Origin of the sequence: Ruminococcus albus 7 = DSM 20455, from assembly GCF_000179635.2 — a bacterium.
Taxonomy (GTDB): Bacteria; Bacillota; Clostridia; order Oscillospirales; family Ruminococcaceae; genus Hominimerdicola; species Hominimerdicola alba.
Genome location: NC_014825.1, coordinates 275,430 through 291,695 on the forward strand (window position 1 = coordinate 275,430; position 16,266 = coordinate 291,695).

At 42.2% G+C, this 16,266-nt stretch carries 7 protein-coding genes; all 7 read right to left on the reverse strand.

The annotated features are described in order from the left end of the window. Positions 1 to 254 precede the first annotated feature (254 nt). The 7 genes from RUMAL_RS19955 to RUMAL_RS19985 all read right to left on the reverse strand — a co-directional run bounded on the left by RUMAL_RS19955 (position 255) and on the right by RUMAL_RS19985 (position 16,258). Complete coding sequence (locus tag RUMAL_RS19955; protein ID WP_013483888.1) at positions 255 to 716, reverse strand: hypothetical protein; 462 nt, start codon at positions 714 to 716, stop codon at positions 255 to 257. After that, complete coding sequence (locus RUMAL_RS19960) at positions 713 to 1,636, reverse strand: ParM/StbA family protein (RefSeq protein WP_013483889.1); 924 nt, start codon at positions 1,634 to 1,636, stop codon at positions 713 to 715. The genes RUMAL_RS19955 and RUMAL_RS19960 overlap by 4 nt, the downstream gene beginning before the upstream one ends. 302 nt (positions 1,637 to 1,938) lie before the next feature. Then, positions 1,939 to 2,478, reverse strand: a complete 540-nt coding sequence (locus tag RUMAL_RS19965) for a hypothetical protein (protein WP_013483890.1) — start codon at positions 2,476 to 2,478, stop codon at positions 1,939 to 1,941. Then, positions 2,468 to 3,979: an IS66 family transposase gene (gene tnpC / locus RUMAL_RS19970; RefSeq protein WP_013483394.1), complete on the reverse strand. Its 1,512-nt coding sequence runs from the start codon at positions 3,977 to 3,979 to the stop codon at positions 2,468 to 2,470. The genes RUMAL_RS19965 and tnpC overlap by 11 nt, the downstream gene beginning before the upstream one ends. Positions 3,980 to 4,071: 92 nt before the next feature. Further along, positions 4,072 to 4,428: an IS66 family insertion sequence element accessory protein TnpB gene (tnpB, locus tag RUMAL_RS19975; protein ID WP_013483393.1), complete on the reverse strand. Its 357-nt coding sequence runs from the start codon at positions 4,426 to 4,428 to the stop codon at positions 4,072 to 4,074. Continuing rightward, positions 4,422 to 4,739 carry an IS66 family insertion sequence element accessory protein TnpA gene (gene tnpA / locus RUMAL_RS19980; RefSeq protein ID WP_013483496.1) on the reverse strand — a complete coding sequence of 106 codons (318 nt, stop codon included), beginning with the start codon at positions 4,737 to 4,739 and terminating at the stop codon, positions 4,422 to 4,424. Before tnpA ends, tnpB begins: the two co-directional genes overlap by 7 nt. Positions 4,740 to 5,005: 266 nt before the next feature. Further along, a complete protein-coding gene (locus RUMAL_RS19985) occupies positions 5,006 to 16,258 on the reverse strand; it encodes a hypothetical protein (protein WP_013483891.1) in 11,253 nt (3,750 codons plus the stop codon). Between the last annotated feature and the right edge of the window lie 8 nt (positions 16,259 to 16,266).

Below are 16,266 nucleotides of genomic sequence, written 5' to 3' on the forward strand. Positions count from 1 at the left end.
CGCAATCCGACGGGTCACGGTCCTGTTATTACAAGACATCACGGCGATAAGCCGTTTTTTCATAAGCAATTCGCTCCGCCGATTGCGTTCGAGTCTGCAAATTCCTCTGTGATATTTGCAGGCTTTCTCTTTTCGCATAAAATGCTATCGGGCATTTTTGCGTTATATCCCCGATTTTTCCACCGTCTATTGGTTTGTTGCTGTTGTTGTAACACTCCGATATATGTACGGCGGTAAAGCTGTTTCAAGCAGTATCAGCCGCCGATAAAATCGAAATCAATACCGGAATAATCATCATTTTCGCTGTTATCAGCGTTGCCAAAGCCCTCCGCGGCGCTCGGATTGCCGCTCACGGCATATCCTCTGCTGTCCATTGTTCCCATGGGAACAGCTCGAATCTCATTGAACTGTACAGGGTAACTGCTGTTCAGACTCAGCATCAGACTTGCGAGAAACTTCGGCATTTCGGCGATAAACGCCTTGCCTACCTCGCTGACGATCTGCTGAATGAAACGCTCCTCACGCTGACGGGTCTCGAAATACGGGTCATCAGCCAGTTTTCCCATACGGTCAAAGTAGTCATTGACCGCCGTAATGGCTGCAACATTGGTGGACTTGATCTTGTCCTTATCATAGTTATGAAGATAGTCCCAGGCTTTGGCGTGTTCGGGGTTATCCATATTGAAGCGGAAACAAGTAGTCAGAACCTTGCTCATTTCTTCTCCTCCTTTTTAAGCTGTGCAACGGCGAAATATTCATAGCCCTTTGCAGAAGCCTTAATGTCCTCGATGATAGTTACTCTATCCTTATCATAGTTTCCGAAATTTTTGATGAGCTTTCCTCCGCCGCCCGTGATGTAAAGGCGCATCATTTTCGGGTCATATTCATACTTGCGGAGCAGAGCAAAAATGCTCTCGGCGTATTCGGAAATTGCCTGTCTGAGAACCTCGGCATACTCGCTGTCAATGTCGGCAGTTCCGTAACGGATCATCGACTGGATAATGGTCTCGTCAACGGTCACGCCCAGCTTGTTCATCATAGCATTGGACGCAGCCTTTACGCACTGGTTCACGCCCATTTTCTCGGTGTAGGTTTTGGTGTTGATGACACGCTTGTTGCTGACGAAAATGATGTTGACCGTTCCGTTGCCGATGTCTGCAATCATGCTGAGACCTGTCATATCGTTCAGCTTGTCCACCACGGCAGCGTAGCCCTGCGGATACACATAGCAACCGATGATGCGGACGGAGTAGAGCTTGTCCTCGTATTTGAAGTCCACGCTCTCCCTCTGCAACATATACTTGCGGAAATCCTCACGCTGTCTGCCTACCCAGGTGATCGGCAGTCCTACAGCGAGGTAAATCTTAGCCGAGGTGATGCCCTCTTGGTTCAGCTCACGGGCGATACCCATAAGCGTGAAGATGTAGTTGTCATCGTCCTGCCACTTGTCGGCAAGATACTCCTTGTGTCCCTCACCGATCTGATAGTAGTTCCCTTCAAAGAAAAGAGTATTTTTCGTAAAGGTCGGTGCGGCATCGAGCTTGGTGATGCCTGTGGGCGTGACCGTGTTGGCGGTCTTGATGTTGCCGTAACCGTGGTCGATGCCCACGATCAGGAAGTCGTTATAGTGTTTCATTGGTATTCCTCCAATCTTTTATTCAGTCATTCGGATAGCTGTGCGCTGTCCTTTGGCTGTAATTTTAGTATAGCACAGATCGGCTCTCAGTGGGTTGACAACAACCTGACAAGAACCTGACAAAACAGGTTTGTCAATTCTGTCAACTTTGTCAGGTCATGTTCTGAGTTGCAACGGAGAGGGCAGAAATATGTGCTATAAATGAACAAGCCCTCGGAGCGTTATACTCTGAGGGCTAGTAAGCGTATAACCCCCCGCATCATAAAAGCAAACAGCCGGGCAGATAACACCCGGCCGTAACATCATATTCTGGCTTTGATTTCTCCATTTCTCTTTGCGTCCATGTATATTTCTTTGAAATCAGCTTTGCTGTTCGGACCGAATATGATCGGCATAACAGATACCAGGCCATCGGAAATGATCGCATTTTTAAATGGCAGAAGCGCTGCATCAAGCAAAGTTGGCATCGGTGCATTTCTCAGCATTTCCTCCCAACTGCTGACAATGCCGTTTACAAGAAAAACAGAATTGTCATCGATCGATATAAATACCGATCCCTTTTTCCAATGTCGCTCAATGATAAATCTGCCGGTGATGCACCCTTTCCAGCTTTTAAGTATCTCCATGTGTTCTTCGGGCAGATCCGATCGCTCAAGATAATCATCAATGATCCATGTCCGTTCCCATAAAAAGTGGGCAACCTCCGCAGCGTCCTGTGGGTCGATCATTCCTTGCCCGAAATAATCTTCCTCAGGAAGTATATGATATTCTCTGTTCACATAGTCAAGCAGTGGAAAAAACAGTTCATAAAACAGCTTTGCATCTTCATTACTAAGTTTCATTTTCTTCCCTCCATGGTAATAATATCGTCCCCGCAGGCTGTGAAAACAGCTCGGTCAGGTATTTCTCAGCATCAACACCGTTCGCCTGTGCAGTTGAAATGATCGAATACAGCGTTGCACTTGATCTGGCTCCGTTTGCTGTATTTGAAAACAGCCAATTTTTTCGGCCTAACGCAAACGGTCTTATTGCGTTTTCGGCTCTGTTGTTGTCGATAGGCACGTCTCCGTTTTCAAGAAACGTGTAAAGATATTTCCGTTCATTCAACGCATATCTTACTGCATCTGTCAGCTTGCCCTTACCACTGACCTGAACATTTTCAAGCCACGCAAAAAACTCGTCAAGCAAAGGCTTTACCTTCACAAGGCGCTGTTTATATCTGTATTCTGTGGAGCTGTCGGCAAGCAGATTTTCTTCGTGATATATCTTGTTGAAATATTCTACTGCCTTTGCCGCAACAGAAGTGCTGTGCAGCTTTTGGTCGTTCGGAAGAGCCTGAATAAAACCACGCCTTGCATGAGTCATACAGCCGCATCGCTTAGCACCCTCGACTGCATTGTAGGCATCGTATCCGTCACAGATAAGATAGCCGATAAATCCTTTCAGGAAATTCGAGGCGTGCTCACCCTTTCGTGTCGGCTGATAATCGAAAATGATGATGCTCCTGTCATTCATTTTGCCGTTGCAGTAGACCCACATTCTTGATGTCGTGGTAGGCTTTCGGCCTTCCTCGTGAAGCACCTGAACGGTCGTTTCATCGGCATGGATCATCTGCCCTGCGATAAGCGTCTCATGCATTTTCTCCACAATCGGCAAACACCATTTTTCGGCAGCAGTGCCTACCCAATTAGACATAGTCGCTTTGAGCAGAGGTATGTTTTTGGAATTAAAGTCCTTTTCCTGACGGTGCAGAGGTACTGACTTTGCATATTTTTCGTAGATGATATGAGCCAGAAGTTCGGGAGAGCAATAGCTTCCCGGGATCATAGCGTGAGGATATGGCGCACGGATGATATGACAAGGTTCGTCCCTTTCTTCGGGCTTTTCTCCGCACTCGGGACACTTGTACTTATGTACTATATGCCTGCGGATATGATATTTTGGCGGCGTAAATATAAGTTCATCGTAAGCCTTTTCGGGAGTCAGTTCTTCCATTTCGGCGCCGCATATTTCGCATACCGGGTTGTCAATTTTGTGATGTTCTTCTTTTACAGGCAGATTGTTCATCCATTCATCGTGAGTGCGTTTTTTCTTGCGCTTGTGTTCGGGAACAGTAATTGTTTCGGCAGATTTAGCTGCGGATTTTTCTTCATTGTTTCCGAACATGGAAAGCTGAACACCGAACTCCTTTTCCATAACAACAGATGTCTGCTCTGTTTTTCTTCCGAATATCTGCTTTCTGAACCACGCTAACTGCTGATTGGCAAGTGCTAGTTCTTCCTTGAGAACAGCGTTTTCATTACGGAGCGATACAATTTCCGATGTCATATTTGGTTCGGACATAAAGCACCCCTCCGTTCGTGATGATACTTTAATGATACCACGAAAAGAGGGGCTTTTCAAGCACATATTCTGAATATTCGGTAAGTATTGCCTTAATACAGCGCCCCCGGCTTTCCCTCACGGATAGCCTTCGGCTGCTCTATTTTCAAGCCTTCCAGAAGCCAGCGAATTTGCTGAGATGTGAGCATTACTGCTTCGGTCTCACTGCGCGGCCACTGGAATCTTCCGTTGTCAAGGCGCTTGTACAACAGCAGAAAACCATCGCCCTCCCACAGCAGACCTTTGATGCGGTCACAACGTCTGCCGCAGAACAAAAACAATGCTTTCGAGAACGGGTCAAGTCGAAGCTGAGCCTGAACGATAGTCGCAAGTCCGTCTATCCCGCGTCGAAGGTCGGTGTATCCCGTAACAAGATAGACCTGTGCGTCCGCTGCCAGATCATTCAGCATAGCTCATGCACCAAAGCGGTCAGAGTGTCCGCAGATATATCTGCCGGAAGAGATATTTGAAGTCCGTTTTTCTCAATGCGGATATTTTCGTTTGAGCAAGGAACTGATACAGGAACGATGGTCGGAGAATTTTCGATATACTTTTCACGAACTTTTCTTAGGCGGTTGTAATACGTGTTTGGCTTGATCCCTTTTTCTTTGCACCATTCCCGGATCGTCAGACCGCTTGCCTGCTGTGCTTTGATCTGCGCAGACCATTCCTGAAGCTGCATTTCTTTTTTGATTGTTGTGATGGATGTTGTTTTGTCCATACCTGTTACCTCCTTGTCTAATCGTCTCCAATGAACTCCATGGATCAATTTGGATTATTCAATTTACTTCATGGTGTTCCTTGGAGTTTATTATACTTTATTAGACTTCGGTGGGGTAGGTGCTGGGGGTTATACGCTTACGGTTATACGCTTACGAGGGCTATTTAATGTGTGGTAGCAGGGCAGGGTAACTTTGATCCCACCGGAATCAAAGTTGACATAAAAACGGCTCCGGAATATTTCATCCAGAGCCGTTTTCGGGTTAATTATGGGTTGCTTTTAGATTGCTCAATAACAGTAGGATATACCTTTGCATTGGTGTATACCAAATAATCAGTAGGCTTATTACCAATTGTTTCGCCACTGCCATCAATCAACTCGGCTTCAAGAAATACTTGATAGTTTGCATATTCAGTGAAGCCGCTTCCGGTAATCACATAGTATTGAATTGTTGCACTATAAATCTTATCAGTTGCAGGATCTATTGACATTTCATAGATATATGTATCGTTTGTGCTTTCGCCAATCTTTGTTAATGAAGTATTGCCAATTTTTAAATCAATACCAGAAAGATAATTTGAAATATCACTTACTTTGACATACTCAACTTTAGTAATAGCTGCATTGGCAATTTGAGGAGTATCCGTTTTCTTATTTAATGTTAAAGTAAATCGTATTTTTCTTGTTGTTGCGTGTGTTTCGTCCTCAATTGCCGTTGCATTTAATACCGCTTCCGAGTCTATCAACATAGCAGTTCTATCGTTGTTTGTGCCGTTAGAGGTTCGACCATTTACACCCAGCCTTGAATAGTTCTTACTCTCCTCGCCTATGGTATCATAGATGTCTAATTCTCTTTTGGCTTTGTAGGTTAAAATCGAAGCGTTTGCTGATTCTCTGTAATAGTAGTAATTATTTGGTGCAAACGGTTTTGTCATACTTGTATGCGTAAGCTGTGTACTGTCATAAGCAAGATTTGATGTGGCAGAGACCTTTACACCAACACGAGGATTTGAAGTGAGTTTTTCAGGAAATTCAGCTTGAATATCTGAAAATACCATGTCTATATCAGCAGATACTGTTAAGGTGTAGTTGCTTGCATTTAGCAGATTAGACATCACGTTAGTTGTGTTTACGAGTATATAGTTTGATTGCTTATCCACCACACAAGCAGTAGCTGAGCTATTTCCTATTTTATAGGCAGCTGTGCTGTTTGTAGCATCATAGCCGGCGATCTCATTTACTACACTTCCGTCCTCGCCATAGCAGTTCAATGAAATATCGAATGCATGATATAGTGGTTTGCCGCTATCAAGTAAATATGATCTCGCTGTATCATTTGTTAATCTGATAGTGGTTTCTGCATTAACTTCAATATGCCTATTGGAATCGGTGATTTGAACCTGAGTATTTCCTAATGTGTAAGAGGTTGTCTGTTCATACAAATCAGCAATAAGAACATTGTAAGGTGAATTTGAAGTTCTTGCAGCAGATTTTGTTCCGGTCAACCGTGATGGTGAGTCAATTCTATAAAAATATAGTTCACTATCATAGCCGTCAACCTTTGGAACATACATACTGATATAGTAATCTTCGTTCAGAACATAACTATTTGAAACGGACAAGTTGATATTACCGCTGCCGCCAACATATTCATAATAGTGCTTTATTCCGTTGTTGTCTATACGATATACACTATACTCATTATCTGTGACCGTATGACCTTCTGCGAATGTCAGCTCATTATACATTCCTCCTGTATCTGATTCTAATGTTTCAACCTCGATTTCCTTTGCAATCATTTTATTAAAGCTGCTTACGGAAAATGAAGTACCACCGCTATCACTTGTGAAGTTAGTTAAATCAATCTTCCAGCCTGCTTCACCTAAAATATAACCGGTTTCGCCGGAATCAGGCAGAGCTTCAAAGTCATCTGCTGATGCATAGTATACCTTATCTGAATCTCCGTTCGGGTCAACAAGTACCATGTAAGTATCATCCGGCAGCTTATACGAAGCTATCTGCGTGTTGAATGTCACATACTTGTTATGATTCCATTTAAGATTTCCAGCAGAAAGCAGGATATTCAAGTCTTCTGCTGTATAGGAAAATCTGATGTATTGTGTAACCCAGGTGTTAAGGCTGTCAACGTGAAGACGATTATTGCTTGCCATTGCAGCTTCATAGTCAGAAACAACTGATGGTGTCTGATATGTAACAGAGTTTGTATCGGTCAGTGCTGCAGCCGAGAAACTGAATGTCATCTGCTTGACTGTATATACAGGAACATACAGATGATAAGCTACATCAGTATGATCTGAGTCAAAAGGATCGGTGAATTGAACGTCAATCAGCGTAAATGTGTTTTCTTTTCTTGCTCCCGAATCAGCATTTGCACCACTTAAAGCGAATACTCCATTATTAAACGTCAGACCAGGAGCATAATCAGGATCATCTGTATCAGTTATAACACTAAACTTTCCGCCGCTGTACTTGCAAGTGTTTATTGCAATATTATAATAATTGCTTGAAGTTGTATAGTCGTTGGAAGTATTTGTTACTAACTGAATATAGCGATTGATAAGATTAGTTGTCTCTGTGTTGTCTGTGTTTGATATAACAACCACAGCAAAATTGTTTACTCCTGTTGGCAATGAGCCTGCCTCGGTTTGATAAGTCGAGATACGATCTCCGTCTTCGCCTGCTATGTGCTTCATGTAATTATCAATAGATACGCCCGTATTATCATCTCTTGTCGGAATAGGATCATCAACAAATGAAGTATAACGTCTTGTATTTGTTGTGTCGCTAAGTTCCGAATAGATTTTAGCTGCCATAGTTTGGTCGGCAGTCTTACCGCTGTATCCTGTGATTGATGAGCCGAAAAGCACAGCACCGTCACCTGAAATGATTTCATTAGTGCCAACAGCAGAGTGTGGATTGATATTAACATATGGAGCTTTAGGCATTCCAACATTGTTAGTATCATTGAAATTAGATACTGTGTTATTGGCTGATGTCTTACTCCGTCCGTCATAATCTGCGAATACGAAGCTTGCATTATCGAAGTTCTCCCTATTGCCTACGTTTTTAGTAAAACCGTTTTCATAAACAGCCATACCCGAGAACTGAATAGAGGTTGTATCATCACTTCCGTCAACATAGCCTACCCAAGCACCCATATTAGTGCCTGTTACAGCTTCTACATCATCAAGTTTGATATTATAGCCGAGGATTTTGTTTGTGCTTGATGCACTTTTTCTGTCAATTCGTCCGATAGCACCGCCGGCATAATTACCGGAATCACCCATAGTACAATTAATAACAGAACTATCGTGAATATAGCAGGTTACAGAACTATTATTAGCAAATGAACCAGAGTAACCAATGAATCCTCCACAATAAGTACCCTTAATGCTGTAATTTGAAACGGTACTATCCTGAATGAGAATGTTAGGATCGCCGTTATCCAATACCAATGCTCTACCGATAAATCCGCCTGCATAGTTTGCATCAGTTGTATAGACGGTCACTGCCTCTATTGTGTTTGGTGAAGCAGAATTACCCGTCACTTTACAATTGTTTATGGCGATTGAATAAGGTGTATAGCCTGTTGTTCCCCATTTGCCGCCATAGATACCGCCGACAAATTGACCTTTGAAATTGATATTTTCTATTGTGCAATTCTCAAAAACAGCATAACAGGTCGGCACATAATCGGGTATAGGATCGCCTGCCGTGTGACCATTTTCTGTTTTTTCATAAGCACCGGAAGTTCTCGACTGCATAGCTCCGCAAATTCCGCCGGCAAAACGTATTCCTCCGCCGCCAATCGTAACAGGGCTGCTGCTATCACTTGATTGTATCTTCATATTGTAAGCCTGACAGCCGTCACCTGCGAAACCAACAAGTCCTCCTGCTGATGAAAGGTATTCTGCATTAGCTGATTCAAAGCCGATAGATTTCAAACCTACTGTTGAATAGCTTGCTGAATTACCCTGAACGATTACCTTTCCTTGGAAACATACACCTACAAATCCGCCTAAACCATTTCGGGCTTTTTCGGAGCTTTCCTGATCGGAACTTGAATTCATCTTCATTGAAAGATTTGTTGCACTGCACTGTGTCGCTGTGATAATGTTTGTCTCTACACCATTAACAGCTTTACCAACATTGCCGGAATAGCCGAGAAGACCGCCTACGGCACTTGAACCGCATACTGTCAGGTCATTCAATGAGATTTGATCAAAAGTAATATTCACATCAGTCAAACTTGCACCGCAGACACCACCCACGCTCAGAAATCTTGCAGTTGCCGATGCAACAATATCCATTTCGTGTGTTGAAGCGCTGTAATCGTTACTGAAAATTTCAGTATTTACAGAACCAGAGAGAGTGAAATTGGAAATACTGCTGCTTGCATTTTTGGTTACTATGCTGTCAAACAAGCCTATTCCGTGGTTTGAATCCGACTTGCTGACATTATTAGTACCGCTGTCTGCACTCAAAATTTGGGTTGTAGTTGAATGAAGGTTATTGAAGTAGTTGTCATACTCAAACTTATTCAAGTATATATCAACATCTATTGTGCACTTAGACGCAGTAGAGGTAAAAGAGTCAACCTTCATTTTACTTCCTGCTACATAGTTTCCAACACAACCTAATCCACGGAAACTATCAGGCATGACATAGGAAGAACCTGTAAGACTTATGTCGTAATATCCTGTTGATGATGTTACAAAGCGAGCAGGATAGCTGTATGTGATTTCGTCATATTCTTCGCCTGTCTTCTCATAGAAATCCAGCTGCGCTCCATTACCTCCACCACCTTGTGCCTGACCAGTGAAATGATTGCCATTTCTTAAACCTAAGTATTTCCTATTATCTGAAGTAGAACCCTTTATTTCCCATTTTCCTGCCGCTTCTCCTGAGGTTATTTGTGTTATTTCGAAGTTGTATGAATTATTAGATGAAATAATATTTCTACTTGTACCATTTTCAAATGCAATATAATTAGAACCATTATTAAAAGATATTGTATAATCATTGCCACTTATTTTAGTAAATGTTAACGGTAATTTTGTTGTATTATCAGAATTAACAGCTTGAAATCCTTTCGCATTAGAGTAAGTACCTGTTGTACTGCTTAAAAACATATTTCCAAATGCGATGTATAGTTCTTTTCCATTGGGATCATCGCCTGAAAACAGTTTTACTCCCGAAGCATGATGAGTGTTTGTGGAAGTTCCGTATGTATACCACTTGATTATATATGGTAAAGCGGTATTAGCAGCCGTATCTTTGCTTGCAAAATTATCATAGTCCGTTACTGTGTATTTATCCGTGACCGCAGTACCCACGTCACTATAATCCGCTATATGGCTCATACCGTAAACATTAGTATTATTAATTCCATACGAAAACGAATTTACATAAGCATTGCTGTTAGACGTTGTAGCTGTTCCTGCACCAGACTGCGTTATAAGCGACAGAATGAAGAGTGCTTGTGCATTAGGAACCGTTATCGTTCCGTCTGCTGTTGCACTTGTAGGTGGTGTGACAGAAAGTGAATTAGCTGTTGTTATAGTCGTATACTTCTGAATATCGGCAATAGAATAATGCTTTTTACCGTTTTTCAGAGTGTGTTGTGTTCCTGTTCTTGCAGCACCTGCGTCACTATTAGCATCATCGTGATAAGTGCCGTTTTCGGTCACTGATAATTGATTTGATTCATTGACCGCATAACCGTTGATGACACGTCCGACAATCGGATTTACATAAATTGCTTCCTCAGCGGAATCCTGTGCAAGATTATGTGTTGTATTAGTCTTGTAATATACGTTAAGTCCCGTATTAGCTACAGTTGTTTTTGAGGAAGTCATATTTTTGAAAATAAGACCGCCATAAACAACAACACCCACATAACCGCCGACAGGCACTATTGTACCATAAGTATTTGTTCCGTTATCTGTCAACTGTATCGCTGTAGAGAAAGATTCATCGTTCTCATCACCATCGGTGTCGGTATAAGAATATCTCACATAGCTGTTGTCAATGATATTGTCGCCGCCCATAATTTCGCCAATGATTCCACCGTAATACTGACACTGAGAATTATAACCAAAATAAGCAGCACTGTTAGTAGCAGCGGACTGAGTACGCACGATAGTATCTGTGTCAACATCAATATTAATGTCTTTTATAACGCTTCCGTTAGAGACATTGATGAGCGGATAAGGGCTATTGTTCGTGATAGTCCATTTTGGAACGGCATTGCTTGCACTTGTCTGTTCTCCAACAATAACTCCTCGGAAAGCATAATTTCCATTTATTACTGTTGTACAGCCTAAACCGACATAGTTAGCACCAAGAGTAATATCACTGTTTATCTTATAATATGCACTTGCAAGGTACAGACGAACATTATCAGAAGTCCATGTGTAAACCGTTGCAGGGCTTGTTGATGAATCAGTATAGACGTATTTTCCGTTGTTATCACCGGATGTAGCAAGCTCAAATACAGCGCACCCAGTTTTGCTTGCACACCAACGATCACCTTTTGCATTATTTGTAATTCCATTGAGCTGCGTTTTAGGCAGACGTATGCTCTGCATATCACTCGGCTCACCGGAGGAGATGAATTTGGCAATAACTACAAGATTGTCACCTGATACAACATAAGGGTGGTTATAAGTGCCGCATCCGGTCTCAGGACCGGTCTTTTCGACATTGACCTTCAACTCTCTGTTATACATTTCATTGGCATTTGTTGCTGTGAATGCTACGGCAACATAAGGCAGCCAACCACTTGAGAAATTATATACTCCTCCTGTTCCCGATATGGGGTTCGTGTAGGCACGATTTGAGCCGGAGTAGCAGTTTTCAAGGCTAACATCATTTTCTCTGTATTCCAAGGAGTCCTTAACTTCTTTGCCGTATGTTACATATCTGTCTGCTACTGAATCAGCATCGTCTCCGTCCTCCCAATCCTCTGCATAGGTATAGTAGTATTCAAGAGTTGCTGTCTGATTAGTTTTGATAGAATGCAAAAATACAGCATCATTAAATATAGACCTTGATGTGTTATATGCCGTATCCAAACCGCTGTTTCCTGATAATGCAGTAGTTCTTGCATCGAGTTTGACATGAGAAAACTTTATAGTAAGATCATTACCCGTTGCACTGCCTATAAGACTGCTTGCAACAGGGAGAGTGCCGGTATAACCGCTTCCCGAATAAAGATTATTTATAATGAGCTGAGGAGCAGCAACGGTATCACTTTCTCTAACTATATTATTGATAAGCAAATAACCGCCTGTATATGCACCGTTATCTGTTGTTTTAGGAGTTATTCCGGCAAGTGCAATCGAACCGGTTTCGCATATGAAATTACCATTCATCACCTTGCTGATAATAACACCGCTATATCCATTAGCGGAATTTGTTGTCTCATCAACCGTACCGTCAAGACCAAGAAATGTTCCGGCAAGCGATAAATCACCTGTTACCGTTATTGCCTTGCCTGTTTCTAAATTCATAAATAATCCCGAATGCATCAGGAAATGCTGATTTACAGCACCAGGGTCACGGATATAGCTGTCACCATTGATTACATTCTCAGCAGTAGAGTAGATTCCGCTATAATCAAATGTAAGTGAAAGATCACCTATGGTATAGGTGTCAGCATTTTTTAGCGGATAGAAAGAAAGACCTGTAAGATTGGCAGTTCCGCTAAAGGTTAATATACCTGTTTTAGAATCCGCAGCAATCGTTGTACCAAAGCTTTCTCCCTCGCCTTGAATGAATTCATCTGCAATATTGGAAGCAGCATACTTGCTTACACTCCACAATACCAGATTCTGTCCATAATCTGCGTTTGACATTACATCAAGATTGTAGTAGTATCTTGATTTTCCATTCGCATACTTGGCAGCATTTATAGCAGTGATATTTGTGCTGGCTGCCCTTGAAATCTGGTTCTGATATGTACCCTTGACAGTTATTTTTGCTTCCGTTCCGCTTCGACTACTGTTCGTATTTACTGATACAACGCCCCCGCCGCCTGCAATCACATCACTGGCTGAATAAGCAGCAAGTTCGTCAAAATCGCCTATACTATTTGGTAGTGTTATATCAGCATTCGTTAATTTATATCCGGAATTCAGAACGTCAAGATACAAGCCATCAGTGCTGTTATAAGCCTTGTTGACAATTATGCCGAGTGATGTTCCGCCGCCATTAGTCATAGACATCTTTTTTATGGAAAGTGAATTTACTGTCCACTTGCCGGTGGCTACATAGCAAATAACACCAACGTTAGCAGCAGTTTTGGATAAAACGGTATTATTGATTGAACTTGTTCCCTTTACAGTAACTCCATCAATGGTCGTAGTTGTATTCATCCAGGCATAACCAAGAAATCCACCAGCTGTTTTCTCAGCACAGTTATTAATCACACAGCCATTGAATTCTACATTTCTAACGTTTATTTTACGGTCATCATAGCTGCCATTTGAAATGATATAACCAATAAGTCCGCCGCAATCAGAATTATCACCAATAACAGTCACATTATCTACATCAGTATTCATTCCAACAGTTAAGATATTACTGCCGCTTTGTTCTATGTTTACTATGATGCTTTCAGATGCGATTTTGCCTATAACACCTCCGTAAACCAGCCAGGTTTTATGAGAACCTGTAAACACAAATTTAGGAGAAGCAGTAGATGTTCCTGTAATAGTAATTATTCCATTATCGGTGTTTTCATCAACATACCCAATAAAGCCGCCAATGTTCTTACCTAAATCCTCGGTGCCAGGTGAAATAGCTCCTTCATGGTAATTAACTGTCAAAGCGTTAGTCCCGCTTGCTGAAACTGTAATTGCATTAAGTGCAGTGTTTCCGTGTGAGCGAGCAGCGACAGCACCAAAGCTCATGCCGTCAGCACCCGCATTGCGAATATTGATGGTTCCGGCAATATTTAGGCTATTGACCGTACCTGTTCCTGTTGTATCGTTTCCAATTACAGAAAAGAGACCGTTATACTGATGACGATAAATTTGACCTATACCTTCATCAGTTGAAGATGAACTAATACCGAAACCATATTTTTCTCCTGTTGCTAAGGTTATGGTATTGTTTCCGCCACTGAGTGTTCCAATGAACGTTCCTACACCGCCAATATCGGAGCTGGTTGCACTTGAAGCCGCAACGCCCTCACTGACAGTTATACCTGTACCGTCACGCATAAAACCATTGATGCCCGTTCCGGAAAGACTGAATCCACTTGAAATGGTCAGAGTTGTACCAAGAAGATACGAACGGGTATTATTGCCTGATGTAAATAATAGGCAGTTGTATCCGGAGCCTTGATTGAGCTGAATATTGAGAGCTGTTCTTACAAAATCATCGGCATTACCCATAGATGGTTTGGCAGCAGCAATTGTTGCAGTATGATTTGTACTTGTACTGTCAAAATAAATAGCATTGGTTGAAGTGCTATCATCAATACTGCGTACAACCTCGCCCCATGTGCCGAGATCATCTGAAATTGCTCCACTTGACCGCTTGAAAGACCAGCCGCTACCATATGAGTTGCCGTCAGAACCATTACCAAGTGCATATACAAGAACATTATCATTATAGCCTACAAGCTGTCCATAGCTTGCATAACGCAAGCCGTCAGCATCTGTGGTAGCGTATGCACCGTTAGGCTTTGCACTTGTCATGTCCGTAATACCACTGAAACGAAGAACTCCGTTATAGAACTGTCCTACAACTCCGCCACCGTTAAAACCAGAGGTATCTGTTACCGTCAGCGTAAAGTCGCCAAGGTCAATAAAATCACCGTAACTTGCAGAAGTTGCGCCTACAAGCCCACCGAAAAATGCATAATTGTTGCAGGAAGTGCCTATGGAATCCCTGCTCTCCGTTCCACTTGCGGTTATAGCTACATTGTCAGCCTTAACATACGCAGCTACATCAATATATCCTATCGCTCCACCAAATGCATTGAATGAGTCGTCAGAAGCTACAGAATACTCTAATTCGCTAAGTTCAAGGCTGTTTGTAAGGCTATCAGTTGTATATCTGCCAACAAGACCGCCAAAATAACCGGTTTCGTCATATGTGTTACCTGAACCAGATGTTGCAGTCAATGTAGCGTGTCCTGAAGAAGTGGTATCTGTAATTGTAAGGGTATTTGGTGCAGATGATACCATTTTATTTTCAAGAACACCGAAAAGACCTCCGCAATATCGCCCATAAACAGAAGCCTCGTTACTGTAATCTTTAATATCAAATGTATTGCTCGCCGTTACGTTTTCATAGTAACCGAACAAACCGCCGGCACCAGCCGCACCTGTCACGCTGCCGCCGACAGGGATAGATGTTGCTGAAGAACCTCCAACCGTAAATCCGCTATCCATATTAATTATTGCTTCTGATGTGATATTTCCGACAAGACCTCCGGAATAAGCCGAGGTCGAGACAACACTTTTGGAAGCAGATGCAGAAGACATAGCAAGAAGGTTTATTCTTGCATTACCATTCATAGAGCCTACAAGCCCGCCCGCATTACCGTAGGCAGATGTAATGCTGTATGATGATGAGTTATCAGTATATGAGAGGTTAAGTATCGAACCGGTCTGCATTTCACCGCATATAGCGCCAACATCTGCGACATAGTAAGAATCGCTTATTGAGGCATTTGATACTACATCAGCAGCAGAACTATTCGTATATGTCAAGTTGACCTCTGTATCAGCAGTAATATCTCCAATAACACCTGAATACGTTAATGCGTTTGTGCTTACCGTTTCAACATTCCAATGTGCAGGAGTTGACGAACTATTGTTGTAAACGTGTTGAGCGAATAATGGAGCGCTCGTATCCGCACCTACGTTTGAAAGTCTTGCAAATTGTATTTTTATTTCAGGATAGTAATATGTATCTGTATCCACGTCATGAACACGGGAATTGCTCAGAATTTTTACAGAATTATTGACATGAGAAAACAGAGGTATCCCATATGTGCTTAAAGGGAAAGCGCCCGAACCATTATCAGGGAGAGTTATTGTTCCGTTAAAAGGATAATCATCATTGCCAAGACCTACAAATCCCTCCGGTATCTCTCCACGTGAACCCGTATCAGAGCCAAATGTCAACGTCAAATTATCGTTTTGATGAGCATCTGCAAACTGTTTGGTGACCTGCTGAGATATAAGAGTACCTTCTTCACCTTCGGGGTCTTGTATCATTTCCTCAACAGTGATCATACAAGTATCATCGGCATAGTAAGAACAATAGTCGATAAAATCATATGGTGTTGAAAAAGACACTTCGCCTATATTAAAGCTGTCAGCCGCAACCGCATTCGCCTTGATGGTGGAAGCTGTAAAAATAGACGGAAGTTTTGGAAAGTGAATAGGTAGATTCATCATCTCATCAAGCGGCATAAGATTGCTCATCATAACCGTTGCAGTCAGAAAACTGACAAACCTTTTATGAAGTTTTTTCATTATCTGTT